The sequence below is a fragment of the Meiothermus sp. genome (assembly GCF_026004115.1).
Taxonomy (GTDB): domain Bacteria; phylum Deinococcota; class Deinococci; order Deinococcales; family Thermaceae; genus Meiothermus.
In genome coordinates this window covers 1878352-1897500 of record NZ_BPIM01000001.1, presented here as the reverse complement: position 1 = coordinate 1897500, position 19149 = coordinate 1878352, and the positions used below count along the sequence as shown (strand labels likewise).

The following is a 19149-nucleotide window of genomic DNA, read 5'->3' as shown; positions in this document are numbered from 1 at the left end:
TGGGCAAAATATAGCGGTAGAATGGAATCATGGCGGTCACTCGAGCCAAAACCAAGCGGGCTTTCCAGAACTACACCTGGGAGGATGTGGAGGTGCTGGCCTATAAATCCGAGGAAGCAGCGCCTTTCAAAAACGTAACCCGCCAGGTGCTGTTTGACGACCCCCACTTGGCCGCCCAGTGGCGCTACTTTGAGGTTGCGCCGGGGGGACACACCACCCTCGAGCGCCACCAACACGTGCACGCCGTGATGGTCATCCGGGGGCGGGGGGCTTGCCTGGTGGGGGACGAGGTGCATGCGATTGGTCTGCACGACCTAATTACCGTGCCGCCCCTTACCTGGCATCAATTCCGCGCTACCGAGCATGAGCCCCTGGGCTTCTTGTGCCTGGTAAATGCCGAGCGCGACCGGCCTCAGTTGCCGGGCCCCGAAGACCTGCAAACTTTACGACAAAACCCCCAGGTAGCCGCTTTTATTCGCGTATGAACGAAGCTAGTCTAACTGGGAAAGGCTTGAGAAAAGCTTGTGATAAGGTGATGGCATGTCGAAAAGAGGTGTAGTTGAAGAAACCAAGGGGGCTGAGAACCCCGATGCCCACCTCGAGCAGATTCGCTCGATTCTGTTTGGCCAACAGATGCAGGCGTTCGAGCGCAAACTCCAGGGCCTGGAGCAGCACATTCAGAACAACGCGGAACAGATGAACCAGAGCCTGCTCGACCGAATTGCAGCCCTGGAAAGTCGGTTGGTCGGGCTTTTGGAGCAAGAGACCCAGGAGCGAGAGATTGCCGACCGGTCACTCCAGGAAAACCTCAACACCGCAGTAAGCAACCTGGAAGGGGAGCTGGCTTCGCAGGTGAAAGAGCTGCGAGCCGACCTGAAGGACCAAGGCAAAGAGCTAAGCAGGAAGCTCGACCAGCTGGCCACCAGCCTCCAGGCCGCCATAGATGAGCTCCGCTTGAGCAAAACCGACCGCTCCACCCTGGCCCAGCTGCTAGAGGGCCTGGCCGAAAATCTACGGAAGGCGTAAAGCAAGGGGCTGGAGAGGCAGCCGGTTAGCCCTCTCTCCCCTGCCCCGCTCCAGTCATGGCGCGCCCCACTCCCCCCTCCCCCCAAGGCGACCTCGAGGCGCTGCGAAGATTGTTGCTCGAGCCCGAGCAGCAAGCCCTGGAGGAGTTGCAAAACCCAAGGCTCTGGGAGGAGCAGGTCGCTAAGGTGCTCCCCGAGGCCCTGGTTCGCCGGGCCCACGCGGATAAGTCGGTACAGTACGCCCTGAACCCGATTCTGGAAGAAACCTTTGTGCGGCTGGTGCGGCGCAACCCCAAGCTGCTGGTGGAAATTTTGTTTCCGGTCTTGCTGCCGGCCATTCGCCGGGCGGTGGCCAGCCTGTTTGCCTCGCTAACCCAGAGCCTCAACCAGACCCTCGACCAGGTTTTTAGTATTCAGGGGTTGCGTTGGCGGCTCGAGGCCCTCTCTACCGGCAAGAACTTTGCCGAGGTGGTGCTCTCGCACACCCTCTTGTACCGGGTGGAGCAGGTGCTGCTCATCCAGCGGGACAGCGGGCTGTTGCTGGCCCATCGGGTAGCCAAAGGGGTCAATGTCCAGGACGGCGCTCTGGTCTCGGGCATGCTCACGGCCATCGGCGATTTTGTGCGGGATTCCTTCGACCCCCAGGCCGGGCTCAACACGGTGAACTTTGGTGAGCGGGTGCTGGTGGTCGAGCAGAGCGCCCAGGCCGTCCTGGCAGCGGTAGTTCGCGGTACTCCACCCCCGGAGCTACAGGGGCGCTTACAGGACACCCTTTCGGAAATTCACACCCGTTTTGCCGAGGAACTGCGGCGCTATTCGGGCGACAATCAAGTTTTTGCCGATGTTCACCCAATGCTGGAAGCCTTGCTGGAAACCCAGTATAAGCGCACCGAGCGCCATCGCCCCTACGCGGCTTGGCTGGCCTCAGCCCTGTTGCTGGCCGGCCTGGTCTGGTGGGGTTGGAACAACTTCCAGGCTCAGCAGGCCTGGCAGAACTACCTCGAGCGCCTTTCCCAAACCCCTGGCCTCGTGGTCACCGAAGCACCTCGCCGCTACGAAGTGCGCGGCCTGCGTGACCCCCTGGCCGCCGACCCCCAAACCCTGCTAAAGGGCCTTCCCCTTCGCCCCGAGCAGCTCCGGGCTACCTGGCAGCCCTACCAGTCCCTCGAGCCCGAGATGGTGCTCCGGCGGGTGCGGGAGCGCCTGGACACCCCCAGCACGGTGCGGCTGGCCTGGCGCGATGGAGTGCTGGTGGTCTCGGGCCGCAGCACCTGGGCCTGGCTCAGCCGTCTGCGCAACCTGGCCCCTTTGCTGGGGGTGGAGCAGCTCGATACCAGCCAGCTTGTGCTCGAGCCGCTCCGCAGATGATGGCAATATTCTGCCAGGCCCGCCCCTTGCGCCCATCGCACCTGCAACCGTAGACTGCACTCACCATTGTGAAGCCTCTATTCAAATGCATTTGCTGCTCAGCTTCAATATATGAAGGACGGGGGGCCAACGGGTGATTCAGAAAAAAATCTGCATGCTGGGCGCATTCGCCGTGGGCAAAACCAGCCTGGTTGCACGGTATGTGCACGGCCTTTTTTCAGAAAAGTATCAGACCACCGTGGGGGTCAAAATAGATAAAAAAGTGGTCACGGTAGGACATCAGGAAGTCAGCCTGGTGCTATGGGATCTCTACGGTGAAGACCAGTTCCAGCGGGTGCAACCGTTTTACTTGCGCGGTAGTTCGGGCTACTTGCTGGTTGCCGATGGCACCCGCCCCGAGACCCTCGAGGTGGCCCAAACCATCCAGCAGCGCGCCGAGGAGGTGCTGGGGCCGGTTCCCTTCATCCTGATGCTCAATAAACGCGACCTGCCCTGGGCCGTGAGCGAAGCCCTGCTAAACAATCTTCGAGCCAGCGGCTGGGATATCCGCTACACCAGCGCCAAAACGGGTGAGGGGGTGGAGGAAAGCTTCGAGTCTCTTGCCAAACAAATGCTGGAGCAATCTTGAGAGCCCGGGGGTATGAAAGACCCACATACCCTGGAGGCGCTTAGCGGATGCCCATGACCTCGAGGGCTTTCTCCAGCATGGCATCGCGCCCGGTAAGGGCAATGGCTTCGGGTTCTTAGGCCATCTCAACATCGGGGGTGACAAACGCCGGCAGGGCCTCGCCATTGGCCTTGAAAGTACGGATACAGGCAATGGCAATCGCAGAACCATCCGCCAACGGCCAAAATTACGTAGCGTTGTTCATCACGAGTGCAAGGGCCAGAACCACCAAGCGTACACGCATGCCAGTAATAGCAAATCCACATGAACCCCTTGCCTTCTCCCCAGTGGGATAAGGTGGCGACCCCCCGAACGCGCTGTTTTCAAACAGCGATCGGAACACGATTAACTGCAACTGGGGTGTCGCCGCTTGAAGGAGCTTGGGACGACCCTCAAAGCCAAGTGCCCAGATAAAGTTGAAGACTCTACATGGAAACGGTGAATACGCCTCAAGGTTGGCGGTTCAGCAGCAAATACACCACCACAATCACCAGCAGCCAGAGCCACCAGCGGTTGCCAAAGCTGCTCAGGAAGGGGCGGCGTTCGGGCTGGGGCAGCGGAGCTGAAGCACCCGGGATTATAGAGCGAGGCGGGCGGGCCGCAGGCTGCATCTGCAAGCGCTGGCCGCGTTTAATGTGGTAAACCGATTTGTCAATCTGGCCTTTTTTGCGGTAGGCCGCGCCCAGGTTGTGATGCGCCAGGGCATACTCGGGATTGAGTTTCAGCACCTCTTCATACATGCGAATGGCTTCGTCGGTCTGGCCGGCCTCGAGGGTCAGATTGGCCAGGTTGGTCTTGACCCGGTAATGGCCGGGGTCGGCCAGTAGGGCCCTATCAAAAGCCTGTCTGGCCTCTTCCCGATTGCCGCTGCGAATGCGCAATAGCCCCAGTGCAGCCCAGGCCTCGGCGCTCAGGTGGGGGTGGTCGAGGTAGGCGGCAATTTTGCTTTCATCATCCAGGTCAAATGCTTCTATGGCCGCCTTAACCTGAGAAACATCCAGGTAGCCTGCAATCAGGTCGCCATCCTGTTCCAGGAGCTTCTGGGCCTTGCCATACTCCTTCAGCCGTAGCCAGTCGCGCAACTCCAGCAACACCGCCAGCCCATCGGCATTTCCCTCTTCCCCTGCTAGAATTCGGCCTCGAGCTTCCTCATAGCGCCCCAAACGGATAATTTGATCAAGTTCTTCCATCGCCCCAACTCTAGAGCCTATTGTAGCGGGGATGCTGAGAAAAGGCCCCGCAGCGAAATATCGAAACGACAGGCATTTGAGCCTTATCTACCTGCTTCTTGCATGGGGAAAGCCCACAAAAAAACCAAATAGACTCGCAGCGGATGCAAAAAAAAGTCTTCAAAATCCACTACCACCGAAGGTCGGCAAAAACGACACCCTTCGGCAACGGACTCATCAAATCTGGTGTCAGAATCGCATCTGAACACTTGGTGCGGTGTTTTTGCTGGTAGCGAGTACACAAGAGCGAACTACGGGCCGGAAGCACGATCACAAGGTACGAAAGGCGCTACAGCACACTGGTAATATACAAACACTATGGCAGACAATACACGGGCTTGGATGGAAGAGCTGCTGGCCGAGATGGAAGAGCGACGCAAACAGATCGAGGCGGGCGGTGGGCCAGAGCGAATCAAAAAGCAGCACGAGGCTGGCAAATTGACCGCCCGTGAGCGCATTCAGTATTTGCTCGACGAGGACACCTTCGTCGAACTGCAACCTTTTGCCGAACCCACCGAGACCGAGCTGATGCACGGTATACAAGCACCTGCCGACGGCGTCATTACGGGATACGGCAAGATAGGCGGACGCACAGTTTTCGTCTTTAGTCAGGATTTTACCGTGCTGGGCGGGAGCCTGGGCAAGACCCACGGACGGAAGATTGCCCACGCGATGGATATGGCCGTAAAGGTGGGCGCTCCGGTGATCGGCCTCAACGACTCGGCGGGAGCCCGCATCCAGGAAGGCGTGGACAGTCTTTCGGGCTATGGCGAGGTGTTTTACCGTAATGTCATCTACTCGGGCGTGGTGCCGCAAATCTCGGCGATTCTGGGGCCCTGTGCGGGCGGGGCCGTGTACAGCCCGGCCATCACCGACTTCGTGCTGATGAGCAAGGGCAATAGCTACATGTTTATTACCGGGCCGGAGGTCATCAAGAGCGTGACCCGCGAGGAAGTTACCTTCGAGCAACTGGGGGGTTCGGAGGTGCACACCGCCAAGTCGGGGGTGGCCCACCTCGAGTGCGAGGGCGACCAGGGGGTACTGGATACCATCAAACAACTGCTGGTTTACCTCCCGCAAAATGCCAGGGAAAAGCCACCCATTATCGAGAATGGCGACCCCAAGAACCGTAAAACCCCCGAACTATTGGATCAAGTACACCCCGACCCCCGACGCCCCTACAACATGCACCAGGTGATCGAAACCATTGTGGATGAAGGCAAGTTTCTGGAGCTCCACACCAACTTCGCCAAGAACATTATCGTGGGCTTTGCCCACCTGGGGGGCCAGAGCATCGGGATTGTGGCCAACAACCCGCGCTACATGGCCGGTGCGCTGGATATCAATGCCTCGGACAAGGCCGCCCGCTTTATTCGCACCTGCGACAGCTTCAACATTCCCATCCTGACCCTGGTAGATGTAACCGGCTTCCTGCCCGGTGTGGCCCAGGAACATCAGGGCATCATCCGCCACGGGGCCAAAATGCTCTATGCCTATGCCGAAGCCACCGTCCCCAAGATTACCCTGATTACCCGCAAGAGCTATGGCGGGGCCTACCTGGCCATGAACTCCCGCGACATGGGCGCGGATGTGGTGCTGGCCTGGCCTACCTCGGCAGTGGCCGTGATGGGCGCTGAGGGGGCTGCCAACATCATCTATCGAAAGGAAATTCAGTCCTCGCCTGACCCCGCCGCTACCCGCCAGGCCAAAATTAATGAATACAAAAAAGCCTTCGACAACCCCTATGTAGCGGCTGGACGGGGCTATATTGACGATGTAATTGACCCTGCCGAGACCCGGCGGGTTTTGATCCAGCACCTCGAGATGCTCTCTACCAAACAAGAAGAACGGCCTAATAAGAAGCACGGGAATATCCCGCTGTAGAAGCTGCTATCTCGAGCGCTGCATTCGCCCCTGGGGACGGGCCGACAAAACCCAATCAAAGCTGCTGCGGGCGCGGGTTTTCATGGTTTCGATGGCGCTCCAGTTGGGCTGGCGTTGTGTAAGCACCGTCGAGGCCAGCAGGTCGGGGTCGCCGGGCATGTCCACATACACCGCTCCAGCATCGCGGCAAAAGCCGGCCACCTTGGGGTCGTAGGCGATGCCGGCAAAGGGGGTTCCGGCAGCAGCCGCCAGAATGGCCCCGTGCAGGCGCACCGAGACCACGTAGCCTGCCTGGGCCAGCAGGTAGCTCACCCGGCGCGGATCCCAGGCCAGCTCGCGGGTGAAGCTGCTGAATTTTTCCAGTACCGGCTCGTCGAAGCCCGGCTGCAGGGCCAGGACAACCACCTCCAGGCCTTCCACCCGTAGCCGGTCGGCCAGCTTGTGCAGGCTGGCGTTGGCCTCCTCGGTGCCGTATTTGGGTACCAGCACCACCATATTGGGCTCGCGCTCTACCGGTGGAGGGGCCAGCAGGAGGGCCGGGTCGGCCCCCAGGTGAACCTCGAGCCCCAGTCTGCGCCCATACTCGAGCGAGCCTTCATCGCGGAAGAAGCACGTCACCCCACGTAAGGCCCGCCTTATCCGCTGCTCACCCCGCTTGCTGAGGGGCCCCAGGGACTGGTTGAACACATACACCGGCTTGCCCCGGCGGCGGGCCAGGCCCATTATGGTCAGGTAGTACCACAGGCTCAGGCTCGAGGTCTTGTCCTGTAGCAAGCCCCCCCCGCCCGACAAAAGCAAATCCAGCGTGCCCAAGGCCTTCCAGACTTCCAGCGGCTGGGTGCGCTTGACGGCCTCAACCCCGTAGCGCTGGGCGGTTTCGTCGGGGTTGTTGGAGAACACCACGGCCTCGTGGCCACGGGCTTTGACCTCATGCACGATGGCCTCGAGGATGGCCTCGTCACCTGCATTCTGAAAACCGTAATACCCGCTGACCCCCACCCGCATGAATACCCTCCAGGCTTTTTATATCTTGGCACGCCCCGGGATTAAATGCTTCTATTTGAACCACCATTCACGCACCCGCCGAATCACCCAGACCCCCACCAGGCCAACCGCCAGGCCAATCAGAAGGCCGTTCAGCACCCGGAAAAAAGAAATGCTAAGGGGCGTGTGGTAGTGCGAAAAGGTGTTCAGAATGGAGCCCATCCCCACCGCTACCAGCACCAGCAGGACGTTTTTGAGCCAGGTCGGCCAGGGCAGCAGCAGCGCCACCGGGGCCAGGGCGTGGGCGAAAATCTCCTTGAAGCGGGGCCGCACCATCACGTCCTGCAGGAAGGCCCGAAGCTGCAGCTCCCACTCGGGCACGATGGAGGGGGCCGCATCGTTGCCCCGGCGCAGCACCGCGATCCCCACCACCGCCAACCCCAGGAGCGCCACCGCCACCTCGCCCAACTTCAGGGGATGGTTGTACAGCGCGTTGAGGGCAGGCTTGTAAGCGGCAGGCAGGAACGACAACGCCACCAGCAGGGGCGGCACCACCAGGGTCAGCGAGACCCCCCGGAAGGGCTCGAGGCCCAGCACGCTCTGGGGGGTGCTGCCCAGGGCCGCCAGGAACACCACCCCGGCCAGCGAGTAGAGCACCGCCGCCAACCACAAACGCAAACCCGGCAGAGGGCGCTCGAGGAAGCCCAGCGCCGGGAACACCATCGCGGCCAGCAAGGGCCCGGCGTCTCCACGGGCTACCCCCAGGGCAAACAGGGTGAGCAGTACCGCCACTGGAATGCCCCAGGGCTGCGGCATCCCCACAGCCAGCAAGGCCAGACCTGCCAGAATGCCCACCAGAGCCACAAAGCGCAGCGGCGAAGGGCTGAAGTCGCGAGCGGTGGGCGTGCCGATGGGGATGCTCGAGCGCTCGAGGTCGCGCCGCAGGATGGTCAGAAAAGCCTCGGTATCGCCCGGTTGTTTGTAGGGCCGCAGGTAGAGCAACTGGTGCCCGCGCTCTCGAGCAGCCAGCACAAACTTATCGGCGGTTTCGGCGGGGGTCAGCTTGTCCTGCCACTCAGGCCGAATACTGAATAGCCGCTTGACCGGCAGGGTCTGGCTGAGCTGCGCAAACCCCCGCTGGGGGGTGCCCTCGATCCAGGCAATGGACTTGCCCTGCAGCCTGGTGGCCACGACCTCGAGGTTGTCCTTGTAGCCCAGCACGTCCAGCCCCGCAAAAGCCACCGCATCGGCCTCGGGCGGAACCAACTCCACATCGTATTTGCGGTAGGGGTGGTCAAAGGGCCGAGCCACCAGGTAAAAACCCTGGGCCCTGAGCTCGCGGGCCAGGGCCAGGTCGTAGCCTGCCGGGAAAAAGTCCACGTTGACCGGGGTGGCCAGCCAGGTCTGGGTGCCAATCATCACCCGCTCGGTGGCGATGTTCCACCGCGCCACCATGGCCTCCAAGAGACTTGCCGGGCCGGTCAGGTAGAACCAGCCGGGCTTGATCTGGGCGTTGGGATAAAGCAGCTGCAGGGTGTTGGAGGGGTGATAGGTTAGAAGCCCCCGGTTCACCCAGTTCCGCACCGATTGTTCATACAGCGCGACCCCCTGCACCCCCAGGGCCTGGTATTCCTGTATCACCTGCAAAAAAGTTTTGCCGGTGAAGCGGGCCTGGTCGGCCACCTCCTCGCCGTCCATAATGAGCACCACCGGCCCCGGACGCTCGGCCTGCATCCGCGGCAGCAGCGCGGGCAAGCTCAGCACTGCAGCCAGTATGACCCCTATTCGCAACAGGTTGCGTAGATTCAAAACCAACCCCCGCGGCCTACTTTTTCCGAAGGAACTAGGCTCCGTACCCTTGCTGTCAGCATGGCCAGGGCCTCTTCGTTGTGTCCCCCGTGGGGAATGATCACATCGGCATAGCGCTTGGAGGGCTCCACGAAGGATAGGTGCATGGGGCGAACCTGCTCCAGGTATTGCTGTATCACGCTCTCTACGGTGCGCCCACGCTCGACGATGTCGCGCTGCAAACGCCGGATAAAACGCACATCGGCGTCGGTGTCCACAAACACCTTGAGGTTCATCTGGGCCCGCAGGGCGGCATCTACCAGCAGCAGGATGCCCTCGAGCACCACCACCGGAGCGGGCTCCACCAGAATAGTCTCGCGGGAGCGGGTATATTCCCTAAAGGAGTACACCGGAATCTCCACCGGTAGCCCCGCCACGAGCTGGCGGATATGGCTCAGGTAGAGCTCGAGGTCAAACGCATCGGGGTGGTCGTAGCTTTGCTTGAGGCGCTCCTCAAAGGGTAGATGGGCGTTGTCTTTGTAGTAGTTGTCCATCGGTAGCAGCGCCACGTGCTCCGGCCCCACCGCATTAATCACCGCCTCGGTCACGGTGGTCTTGCCGCTGCCGGTGCCCCCGGCAATTCCAATCACAAAAGCCCGACTCACAAAGCCAATCATACGCTGCACTGCCCGGCCTGGGTAGGCTGCCAAGTACCGGGTGTGTCCTAAAAATAGGCAAACAGCCTAAACTGTTGGAATGAGCGAAATACGGGAACGGATGCATCAGTTGGTGGATGAGTACGAGCGGCTGGGAGAGGGGAAGAGTATAGCCGAGCAGGAGTTGCTGGTGATTGAGTTTGGCAAACAGATCCAGCGGCTGATGATGCAGGAGATGGTGGAAAAGGGAGAGCGGGGTACAGGAAGCGGAGGAGAGGGCAAAGGGGTCAAAAAAAAACGTGCGGAGGATGCGGGAAGGAGCTGAGGGGTAGCCGAAGCCATCGGGTGAAGGTAGGGAGCCTGTGGGGAGAGGTGGAGGTGCAGCGGTATCGGTATCGCTGCGGGTGTGGTCATCAGGGCCAGGGGTATCGCGACGAGAGCCTGGATGAGAGCGGCTACTTGCCGGAGTGCCTCCGGCGTATACATGGGACGACCCTACGGATGTCCTACCGAGAGGCTGAGGCGTGGTTGGGGGAGTGGGGGGTGAAGGTGGGCAAGAGTTCGTTGCAGGTGCTGGGGATTCGGCTGGAGCAGCACGAGCAAGAGCTGAGTCGTGAAAGGCTAACCCAACTGGCGCAGCAGCCCTTGAGGGGGCGGGAGGGGGAACGGGGCCGGCGCTGGTGTGTGGAGGTGGATGGCTGTCTGGTGGCGGCCCAGGTGGAGGGCGGCATCGAGTGGCGGGAGGTCAAAAGTGCGGTAGTGTACCCGATGCGCTGCCCAAGCCAGCGGTACTACGTGAGTGCCCTAACCACCGCCACAGCGTTCGCCCCCCAGGTGCATGGCCTGCTCCGCCATGCGGGCGTTCGCCAATCCGACTCCCTGATTGGCCTCAGTGACGGGGCGGCCTGGATCGCCGAACTCTTTGGCGAACTGGGGGTTCACCGACACATCTTGGATGTCTACCACGCCAGCACCTACCTCGACACCCTGATGACGGGACTCGGTTATTCCGAGGCTCACCGTCAAGAACAGCGACAGGCTCTGCTTCGGGGAGAGATAAGTATCCAGCGCTGGCTCAACCTCAACCTCCGCGATCAGCCCATCAACCCAGAGGCCCATCAAGCCCTCCGCTTCTTGCAAAAGCAGGCCCACCTCGACCACACCGACTATCCCCGCTTCGAGCGGGAAGGTATTGAGGTCATCGGCTCAGGTCAGATCGAAGGCGCCAACAAGCACGTCATCGGCCAAAGACTCAAGATCACCGGGGCCCACTGGAGCGAATCCGGAGCGAGCGCTAAGGCCCTGGTCCGCTCGCGGTTCTTCTCCTACAGCCCCGTCACACCTTTCCACGCCGTCCGACACGGCGCTTTCCCTACTGCAGCCTAGTTGCCTAAATCTAGGACACACCCAAGTACCCGACCGCACCAAGTCTGTTAGAGTAGGAGCGAAGATGGTTGTCCTAACCGGTGAAGTCCTGGTTGACTTAATTGGCCGCAACACCAGCGCCCATTCGAGCCTGAGCTATACCGGGATTCTGGGCGGCTCGGCCCTGAACACGGCCTCCACCCTGGCTCGAGTGGGCGCACCAACCCGCTTTGTGAGCGAGGTTGGGCAGGATTTTCTGGGTGAATGGGCCATCGCCCGCATTGCCGAGCGAAAAATTGAAACCCGTTTTATCCAGCAGCTTCCCGGCGTACCCACCCCCCTGAGCGTAGCCGAGGTTGACGCAGCAGGCAACGCCCGGTTCAGCTTCTATCGGGCTTTTGGCAGTACCCAGTTCTGCCCCGATAGCGCAGCCATGGCCCGCGCCAAGTGGTTTCATTTTGGCTCCTTATCGGCCTTTGAACCCCGCAACGTTGCGGGCATCGAAAGCCTGCTGGAAATTGCCCGTGAATACGATGTGCTGGTGAGCTTCGACCCCAACCTGCACGCCGAGCCCTCCGAGGCCTACTGGCAACAACTGGAGCGCTACATGCCCTATGTTTCGGTGCTGAAGGCCAGCCTGAACGACGCCCAGCTCCTCTTTCCGCACGCCCCCAACGATCCGCAGGTCTTGCTCGAGCACCTGGTTGAGCTAGGGACCCCGGTCACGGTGCTGACCCTGGGCGCCACCGGGGCCATGGCCGCTTTTCGTACCCGGATGATACGGGTTCCCGGTGTCAAGGTCGCGGTAGCAGATACCATTGGGGCGGGGGATGCCTTCATGGCAGGGCTTATTTACGGCATGATGAAGCAGGAAATTGGCTCCAGAATGGAGCTTTTATCCTGGGATGGAACCCAGCTCCCGGTAATCCTTTCCTCTAGCAATCACCTCGCGGCCATTACCTGCACCGTGGAAGGCGCCAGCCCACCCGAGCAGCCCTTGCATGCCTGGTGGGAGCGTTTTGGCTAAAGCCACCGAGAAGATACATCACCGGAGTCGCACCTCGAGTTGATCGAAAGCCCAAAGCCGAAGACTGAAAGCCCTACAGCAACTCATACCAGATTCGGTAAGTTCGCCGCCGTATGGCGGCGAACTTACCGGGCCGAAGTTATCCGCGTAGCGGAGGGCGTAAGCCCCTTTGGAAGGGAGGCGCTTTCTTCGCCGACCGTTCGGGGGGGGTGTGCTCTAGGATTCAAAAAGATAGCCTCTGGGGGTCTTTAGTTTGAATGATTATCTTTTTGAATCCGGTATCATGTGCGCCCTTTTGGGGTCATTGCAAGGAGGCCCTTAGGCCGACAAAGCAATCCAGCGGGTCGCTATGCCCGGCCAATGGGTTGCTCTGGATGGCTTCCCCATCGGCTTGGCCTTAGGGTTGCAATGACGTGGAAAACATAACGATCCACGCCACTTCCATGAGCAACTATCGCACAATGTAACCGGCACAGCGAAAGCCGCTGTACCGGGTATTCTCGCGTAGCGCTAGACTCGAGCCGCCGAACGGGTATCCTGGGCCATGGCGTGACCGATGGCCTTTTCGTGCCCATCCACTTCAAAGGCGTGGAGTTTGCTGGTGTCTACCAGCAGTTCAACGGTGTCGCTGGGCAGTACCATGGCGTGGCCGTCTACCTTGGCGGTCAGCATGTGGCCCCCCACTTCTACATGCACTTCGGTATCGGCTCCTAGAGGCTCAACGATTTCAACCCTGCCCTTGACCACATTGTCGCTCTCGGGAATGCTGGTCCAGCCCTTGAGACCGATGTGTTCAGGGCGAATGCCCATCCAGACTTCCTTACCGTTGTAAGGCATCAGGCTGGCCCCCAGGGTGCCGTTGGCCTTGACCTTGAACCCCTCACCCACAAAGTAGGCACTACCGCCTTCGGTCTGCACCCTCGAGCGAATGAAGTTCATCGAAGGGGATCCGATAAAGCCGGCCACAAACTTGGTTTCGGGGAAGTCGTAGAGGTTCAGGGGGCTATCGACTTGCAAGACCTCGCCGTCCTTCATCACCACAATGCGTTGGCCCAGGGTCATGGCCTCGACCTGGTCGTGGGTTACGTAGACGGTGGTGACCCCCAAGCGGCGCTGGAGCTTGGAAATTTCGGCCCGCATCTCCACCCGCAGCTTGGCGTCGAGGTTGGAGAGGGGCTCGTCGAACAAGAACACCTTGGGTTCGCGCACGATGGCCCGGCCCATAGCCACCCGCTGACGCTGACCCCCCGAAAGTTCGCGGGGCTTGCGCTGCAAGAGGTGGTCAATCTTGATGATGCGGGCGGCTTCCTTCACCCGGCGGTCAATCTCGTCTTTGGGCACCCTGCGCAGCCGCAACCCAAAGGCCATGTTCTCGTAGACGTTCATGTGGGGGTACAGAGCGTAGTTCTGGAAGACCATGGCGATGTCCCGGTCTTTGGGGGGCACATCGTTCACCAGCCGGTCGCCGATGAAGAGCTTGCCCTCGGTGATGTCCTCCAGGCCCGCAATCATGCGCAGGGTGGTGGTCTTGCCGCAACCCGAGGGGCCTACAAAGACCACAAACTCGCCGTCTTCGGTCTCGAGGTTGAAATCCTTGACCGCCGTGACCTTGCCGCCATACTTCTTGTAGACGTGTTCCAACCGAATTTTTGCCATTATGGCCTCCTACCTTGAAGCTGTGCTGCTCAGAGCGCCAGCCTGTACCCGGTTCCCGCGCTGTGAGACCTCGCCCTGGCGAGCCCATCGGGGATTGCTGCTGGTACGTCGGTAGTTTACCTGGCTATAGGAGCAAACTTCAAGCGCCGACCCGCTGTGGGCTACCCAACCGGTATTCCACGGTAAAGCTCGCCGAGGCTCAGAGCAACATCGACACAGGGCAGCCTTACGGCTCCGTTCTCCGTGAGCTCATAGCGCCACCCCCCGTCCTCCATGCGCCGGAAAATTTCCAGTCGTTTAGTATGCTGAGAAACCAGCACATATGCCTGCAACCCCGTTAGCTTCTGATAGTTGAGAAGCTTTTCACCCCGGTCTATGGCCTCCGTCGCATCGGAAAGAACCTCCACCACCAGGCAGGCCGTTTTCTTGAAGCTCACCCCTTCCAAAGACTCCTCGCAGGTTACAAAAACATCCGGGTAATAGGCCGCCGTGCCGACTTTTAGCAGCATATTTTCGGCGAAGGCTTCGCATCCTGCTTCCTCGGCTGCCTGAAAAATGGTCAACAAAAAGCGCGTGGCCAGGCGGTTGTGGTAGTCGGTTCCGCCTGCCATCGCAAAGACAAATCCATCCACGTACTCATGGCGGGTCTGGGTCTTTGCTTCCTGCTCCAGGAACTCTTCAAAGGTCGCCTGGCGAAGCGGATTCGGCCTGGGCATGGCTACCAGTGTAGCAAATCCCACCTGTAGCCTAATCGGTAGCCTCACCGGTCTTAGCGGGCTCGCGTTTTAGGCGCTGTACCACCAGTTCGGAAATGTCCAGCACACGGGGGGCCTGGTCTTCGGGTTCCTGGGTGGCTTCCAGGTTCATCATCTGCATGCAGAAGGGACAACCCACCGCAATAGTATTTGCGCCCGTACCCTTGAGTTCGCGGTAGCGGTTCGTAGAGACCCGCTCGTTACCAGGCTCTTCTTCTTTCCAGAACTGCGCCCCGCCGGCCCCACAGCAGAAGCTCTCCTTACCATGACGTCCTGGCTCATGCAGCTTGAGGCCCGTGGCCTGGATTATCTGCCGGGGTTCGGCAATCACCCCATTGTGCCGCCCCAGGTAGCAGGGGTCGTGGTAGGTGACTTCACCCGCCATCGGGATCATTTCCAGCTTCTTCGCATCGATCAATTCGGCAATGTAATCGGAGTGGTGCTTGACGGTGTAGTGACCGCCAAAGTCTTTGTATTCGTTGGCGAGGGTGTGGAAGCAGTGGGGACAGGTGGTCACGATGGTCTTGGGTTTGGCCTCCATCGCGGCATTCAGGGTCTCCACGTTCTCGGTAGCGAGCTGCATGAACAAGAACTCGTTGCCGGCCCGGCGAGCGGCGTCGCCGGTGCACTTTTCCTCCTTGCCCAGCACCGCCCAGCTCACCCCAGACTCGTGCAGGATTTCGGCAAAGGCCCGGGCGGTTTTCTGGGCCCGGGGGTCGTAGGACGGTGCACAGCCCACCCAGTAGAGCACCTCGGCCTCGGGGTTCTGGGCCACGGTTTGCACCTCGAATGGGAGCCCCTCGGTCCAGCCCATGCGCTTATCGGCCCCCAGGTTCCAGGGGTTGCCATTGCGCTCCATGCCCTTGAAGGCATTGTTCAGCTGGGCCGGGAACTCGCCCTGCATCATCACCCGCTCGCGCCGCACGTCCAGGATGTGCAGCATCTGCTCGTTGCCCACCGGGCACACCTCGATGCAGGCATTGCAGGTAGTACAGGCCCAGATAGACTCTTCGTTCATGGCAAAGTCCATCAGAGGGCGGGGGCTCTCCTTGCCTGCGGCAAAATCGGGCAAAATCTGGTTCAGCTCGTAGCGCTCGCTAATCAGAATGGCTGCCGGGGAGAGAGCCTTGCCGGTGGTATAGGCCGGGCAGACCTCCTGGCAGCGGTTGCACATGATGCAGCTATAGGCGTCCAGTAAGCGCGGCCAGCTAAAATCTTCCAGCCTGGCCACCCCGAACTTTTCCAGCTTTTCCAGCTCTTCAAAGTCTTTGGCGATGGGCAAGAGGGCCCCTGGTTTTTCCTTCTTGAAGGCCAGGTTGAGGGGAGCCAGAAAGAGGTGAATGTGCTTGGAGCGGGCGAAGTAAGGGATGAAGAGCAGGATGGAGCCAATGGCAAACCACCAGAAAACGTGCTCAAAAATCACGATGCGGTCCACGTCCACCCAGAGGAAGATGGTCGAGGCCAGGCTGGCCACCGGCTGGAAGGGGTCGGGGCCGTAGTCCAGGTTGGCGGTCTGGGCGGCTTTGTGCAGCAGGCGACTTCCCACATGGAACAAGATGAAACTCCCCACAATGGCGCTATCGGTGGGGATGCCCTGGCGCACCTTCTCGTGCAGGGGGGTCTTCTCGTTCCACTGAAAGGTCTTGCGTCCGGCCCCGGAGTAGCGCCTTATTAGCAGGCCCACAATGCCCGCCAGGATCAGGGCAGTCAGAAGGTCGGCTATCAGGTTGTAACCGTTCCAGAAGCCCCCCCGGGCCTTGAAGGGAAAGAAGCCCTCGAGCACATCCACCAGGTTCACGGTCAGGTAAAAGACAAAGCCATAGAACACGAAAGCGTGCAGAAGGCTCACCCAGGGCCGCTTCTTGAAGACGGTCTGCATGGTGAGGGTCTGCCAGAGGGCCCTACCGAGCCGAGCGGGCAGATTATCGAAGCGGTCTTCTGGCTGGCCCCGGCGGATGGCCCGGTACACGCGCAGCAGCGCACCACCGCCAAAGTAAAGCGAGGCCAGCACTAAAATCAAGAAGAGGATTTTCTCAGGCGTGGTCAGCATGGGGCTCCCTTCGAACGAGCAAACTTTATACTGGGTATAAGTTTATGGGTCGCCCGAAATAGAATCAAGGGCGGAGCTGCGGTGGCATCTATCGTACAATGCAAGGCTATGAATACCTTCGTACTGGCCTGGGTTTTGCTCCTGGTGTTTGCTGCTTTCAACAACTACATCATTTATCGCCTGCTGCGGGAGCGCCGGCGCACCGACCTGATGTGGATCGGGGTGGTAGCGACGGTAGTCCCCGTGGGGCTTTTTGCACTGTGGCCGGGGGCCATTACCCTGATGTCCTTTCCACTCATTCAAAGCGTGGGGATGCTGGTCATCATGCGCCTGGCCCAACAACGCTAGCGGGGCTGGGCCAGCACCACCGCCCAGGCGTTTCCCACCCTCGAGAGCCCCGCCCCGAACTCGGTGTAGTAGGGGTTCATGATGGCCCGGCAGTGGGGCGGCGAACGCAACCACCAGCGCACCGCCCTTGCGGGGTCGCTGTTGCGGCCCTTGAAGATGATCTCCGACATGCGCAGGTAGCCATAGCCCGCGCGGGCCACCCGCACCCGGGGCCCTACGCCCTGGAAATAGTGCGACATAAAACCGTAGCGCCCCATGTTGATAGCGTGGCCCTTGGCGGCCTGGGCCAGGGTGGCATCGTAGCGTAAGGAGGGCAAAGGAACCCCGCCCCCACCCCCGCGACAGGCCACACCGCTGGCCCGGGCCTCGTTGATGAGGGAAAGAACCTGGGATTCCAGCTGGACGGTAGGCTGGGCTATAGCAGCGGAAAAGCCCAAAATCATTAGCACCCACCAAGCCCGCTTCATAGGGATACCAAGAAACTACCACACACTCGCCCGACCAGGACAAGCAAAATCCTTAACGTAACGGCCAGGGCGAAGGGCGAAAATAGGTTATACCGGATTCAAAAAGATAATCATTCAAACTAAAGACCCCCAGAGGCTATCTTTTTGAATCCTAGAGCACACCCCCCCCGAACGGTCGGCGAAGAAAGCGTCTCCCTTCCAAGGGGCTTACGCCCTCCGCTACGCGGATAACTTCCAAGGGGCGGTATCGCCCTCCACTCCGCGGATAACTTCGGCCCTGTTAGTTCGGCGCCATCCGGCGCCGAACTAACCGAATCTGGTATTACAACAGGGCGAAACTGATAGCTGCAAAGATGATGCCCAGGGTCGCTCCTACCGCGACCTCGAGGTAGGTGTGGCCCAGCAGCTCTTTCAAAGGCTCGGGCTGTGGGCCACGCTCGAACACGGCCCGAAACTCCTCAAACAGGTCGTTCAGGCGCTCGGCGTGCAGCCCCGCGGCCCGGCGAATGCCGGTGGCATCGTACATGACGATGATGGCCAGCACCACGGCAATTGCAAAAAAGGCGCTATCCAAACCCTCGGTAATCCCCACCCCGGTCGCCAGCGCCGCTACTGTGGCCGAGTGGGAGGAGGGCATACCACCGGTTTCGGCCAGGCGTTCCCACTCCCAGCGGCGCTCGACCAGGTAGTAGAAAAAAAGCTTGAGAAGCTGGGCAAATACACTGGCCAGAATGGCCGTCCATAACACCTGGTTGGCAAGAAGCTCGGTCACTGCTTTTCATTCTACCTTCATTGTGCAGGGCTGGCCTCTGGCCTTGGGTTAGCCAAAGGGTCGGTGCGTGAATCCTTGCAAACCTCAGCCAGGAGCGCTTCAAACGCTTGGTGTTGCAAAAAGTGCTCGCAGGTAGGCGACCTGGCTGGGCGTTATGCCCCCACCGGGCCTCCCCCGTTGGGGGAGGAAGGAGTGGTTTCAATTTATGCACCAGTCTTTGGGGTAGCCAATTAGGCTCCACCCACGGGTAAGCCCCGGCGACGGATGGCTGCCTTAACTGTGTTATGGAGCAGCATGGCCACCGTCATGGGGCCCACACCCCCCGGCACCGGCGTCAGGGCCGAGGCTACTCCGGATACATCGGGCGCCACATCCCCCACCAGGATGTCGCGGCCTTTTTCGTTCTGGCCTACCCGGTTGATGCCCACATCCACCACCACCGCGCCGGGGCGCACCATATCGCGCGTAATGAGCCCCACCTTGCCCACCGCCGCCACCAGCACATCCGCCCGGCGGCAGACGGCGGGCAAGTCCCGGGTGCGGGAGTGGGCCAGGGTTACGGTGGCATTCTCTCGCAGCATCAAGGCTGCAAGTGGCTTACCCACCAGGTTACTGCGGCCCACAATCACCACTTCCTTGCCCGCCAGGGGAATCTGGTAGTGCTTCAATATGCGCATCACCCCGGCCGGGGTACACGACTCCAGGGCTTCCAGGCCCATCCACAAGCGCCCCGCGTTGGTAGGGGTCAGGCCGTCCACATCCTTCAGGGGGCTGATAGCTTCCAGCACGGTATTGAAATCTACCTGCTTGGGCACCGGCGACTGTACCAGGATGCCGTCCACCTCGGGGTCGGCGTTGAGCTGGGCGATATGGGCCAGCAGTTCGTCTTGAGAGGTGCTTTCGGGAAACACATCCACCTGACTGGACAAACCCAGCTTCTTGGCCTGCCGGTCTTTGAGGCGCACATACGAAACCGAAGCTGGGTCTTCCCCCAAGCGCACCACCCGTAGATGGGGCACGTAGGGCAGCTTAGACAACTGGACTTGCAATTCCTGATAGATCGCTTCGGCCACCGGGGGGCCGGATAGTTCAAGCATAGCGAACCTCG

At 60.5% G+C, this 19149-nt stretch carries 20 protein-coding genes (1 of these 20 only partly in view); 10 read left to right on the top strand and 10 right to left on the bottom strand.

The window, feature by feature from the left end; genetic code table 11:
• From Q0X23_RS09190 to Q0X23_RS09170, 5 genes are all read left to right on the top strand, one after another.
• A protein-coding gene (locus tag Q0X23_RS09190) for a RuBisCO large subunit C-terminal-like domain-containing protein (protein ID WP_297860010.1) crosses the window boundary here: on the top strand, nt 1-14 show its end. Its footprint begins 1084 nt before the window's first position; 14 of the gene's 1098 nt are visible here — the last part of the coding sequence; the start codon falls outside the window, past its left edge; it ends in the stop codon at nt 12-14.
• 15 nt (nt 15-29) lie between these two features.
• Nucleotides 30-485, top strand: a complete 456-nt coding sequence (locus Q0X23_RS09185) for a cupin domain-containing protein (protein ID WP_297860009.1) — start codon at nt 30-32, stop codon at nt 483-485.
• Between the two features lie 55 nt (nt 486-540).
• Nucleotides 541-1026: a hypothetical protein gene (locus Q0X23_RS09180; protein ID WP_297860008.1), complete on the top strand. Its 486-nt coding sequence runs from the start codon at nt 541-543 to the stop codon at nt 1024-1026.
• Nucleotides 1027-1082: 56 nt separating this feature from the next.
• Nucleotides 1083-2393, top strand: a complete 1311-nt coding sequence (locus Q0X23_RS09175) for a hypothetical protein (RefSeq protein ID WP_297860007.1) — start codon at nt 1083-1085, stop codon at nt 2391-2393.
• 133 nt (nt 2394-2526) lie between these two features.
• A complete protein-coding gene (locus Q0X23_RS09170; RefSeq protein ID WP_297860006.1) occupies nt 2527-3021 on the top strand; it encodes a Rab family GTPase in 495 nt (164 codons plus the stop codon).
• A gap of 488 nt (nt 3022-3509) precedes the next feature.
• On the opposite strand, the gene Q0X23_RS09165 is transcribed toward Q0X23_RS09170, so the two are convergent.
• Nucleotides 3510-4250, bottom strand: a complete 741-nt coding sequence (locus Q0X23_RS09165; RefSeq protein WP_297860005.1) for a tetratricopeptide repeat protein — start codon at nt 4248-4250, stop codon at nt 3510-3512.
• 357 nt (nt 4251-4607) lie between these two features.
• Between Q0X23_RS09165 and Q0X23_RS09160 the strand changes: the two genes are divergently transcribed.
• Complete coding sequence (locus Q0X23_RS09160; protein ID WP_297860004.1) at nt 4608-6173, top strand: acyl-CoA carboxylase subunit beta; 1566 nt, start codon at nt 4608-4610, stop codon at nt 6171-6173.
• Nucleotides 6174-6179: 6 nt separating this feature from the next.
• On the opposite strand, the gene csaB is transcribed toward Q0X23_RS09160, so the two are convergent.
• The 3 genes from csaB to udk are packed head-to-tail and all read right to left on the bottom strand — an operon-like array spanning nt 6180 to nt 9622.
• Nucleotides 6180-7178 carry a polysaccharide pyruvyl transferase CsaB gene (csaB, locus tag Q0X23_RS09155; protein WP_297860003.1) on the bottom strand — a complete coding sequence of 333 codons (999 nt, stop codon included), beginning with the start codon at nt 7176-7178 and terminating at the stop codon, nt 6180-6182.
• 51 nt (nt 7179-7229) lie between these two features.
• Nucleotides 7230-8966: a DUF5693 family protein gene (locus tag Q0X23_RS09150; protein WP_297860002.1), complete on the bottom strand. Its 1737-nt coding sequence runs from the start codon at nt 8964-8966 to the stop codon at nt 7230-7232.
• On the bottom strand, nt 8963-9622 hold the full coding sequence (udk, locus tag Q0X23_RS09145) for a uridine kinase (protein WP_297861200.1): 660 nt from the start codon (nt 9620-9622) through the stop codon (nt 8963-8965). Before udk ends, Q0X23_RS09150 begins: the two co-directional genes overlap by 4 nt.
• Before the next feature lie 79 nt (nt 9623-9701).
• Here udk and Q0X23_RS09140 point away from each other — a divergent pair, with 79 nt between their 5' ends.
• The 3 genes from Q0X23_RS09140 (at nt 9702) to Q0X23_RS09130 (ending at nt 11993) form a co-directional block, all read left to right on the top strand.
• Nucleotides 9702-9926, top strand: a complete 225-nt coding sequence (locus Q0X23_RS09140; RefSeq protein ID WP_119342520.1) for a hypothetical protein — start codon at nt 9702-9704, stop codon at nt 9924-9926.
• A 176-nt stretch (nt 9927-10102) separates the two neighbouring features.
• Entirely contained in the window at nt 10103-10987 is an 885-nt protein-coding gene (locus tag Q0X23_RS09135; protein ID WP_297860001.1) for a hypothetical protein, read from the top strand.
• Nucleotides 10988-11051: 64 nt separating this feature from the next.
• Entirely contained in the window at nt 11052-11993 is a 942-nt protein-coding gene (locus tag Q0X23_RS09130; RefSeq protein ID WP_297860000.1) for a carbohydrate kinase, read from the top strand.
• Between the two features lie 510 nt (nt 11994-12503).
• Here Q0X23_RS09130 and Q0X23_RS09125 read toward each other — a convergent pair.
• The 3 genes from Q0X23_RS09125 to Q0X23_RS09115 form a co-directional block, all read right to left on the bottom strand.
• Nucleotides 12504-13649, bottom strand: coding sequence for an ABC transporter ATP-binding protein (locus tag Q0X23_RS09125; RefSeq protein ID WP_119340721.1), 1146 nt, complete (start codon nt 13647-13649; stop codon nt 12504-12506).
• A 161-nt stretch (nt 13650-13810) separates the two neighbouring features.
• Nucleotides 13811-14365 carry a Uma2 family endonuclease gene (locus tag Q0X23_RS09120; RefSeq protein ID WP_297859999.1) on the bottom strand — a complete coding sequence of 185 codons (555 nt, stop codon included), beginning with the start codon at nt 14363-14365 and terminating at the stop codon, nt 13811-13813.
• Between the two features lie 31 nt (nt 14366-14396).
• On the bottom strand, nt 14397-16454 hold the full coding sequence (locus Q0X23_RS09115; protein WP_297859998.1) for a (Fe-S)-binding protein: 2058 nt from the start codon (nt 16452-16454) through the stop codon (nt 14397-14399).
• 108 nt (nt 16455-16562) lie between these two features.
• On the opposite strand from Q0X23_RS09115, the gene Q0X23_RS09110 reads away from it, so the two are divergent.
• Nucleotides 16563-16802: a hypothetical protein gene (locus Q0X23_RS09110; protein WP_297859997.1), complete on the top strand. Its 240-nt coding sequence runs from the start codon at nt 16563-16565 to the stop codon at nt 16800-16802.
• Here Q0X23_RS09110 and Q0X23_RS09105 read toward each other — a convergent pair.
• From Q0X23_RS09105 to folD, 3 genes are all read right to left on the bottom strand, one after another.
• Entirely contained in the window at nt 16799-17269 is a 471-nt protein-coding gene (locus Q0X23_RS09105) for a CAP domain-containing protein (RefSeq protein ID WP_297859996.1), read from the bottom strand. The genes Q0X23_RS09110 and Q0X23_RS09105 overlap by 4 nt on opposite strands.
• Nucleotides 17270-17591: 322 nt before the next feature.
• Complete coding sequence (locus tag Q0X23_RS09100) at nt 17592-18041, bottom strand: divergent PAP2 family protein (protein ID WP_297859995.1); 450 nt, start codon at nt 18039-18041, stop codon at nt 17592-17594.
• Between the two features lie 230 nt (nt 18042-18271).
• Nucleotides 18272-19138, bottom strand: a complete 867-nt coding sequence (gene folD / locus Q0X23_RS09095) for a bifunctional methylenetetrahydrofolate dehydrogenase/methenyltetrahydrofolate cyclohydrolase FolD (RefSeq protein ID WP_297859994.1) — start codon at nt 19136-19138, stop codon at nt 18272-18274.
• Between the last annotated feature and the right edge of the window lie 11 nt (nt 19139-19149).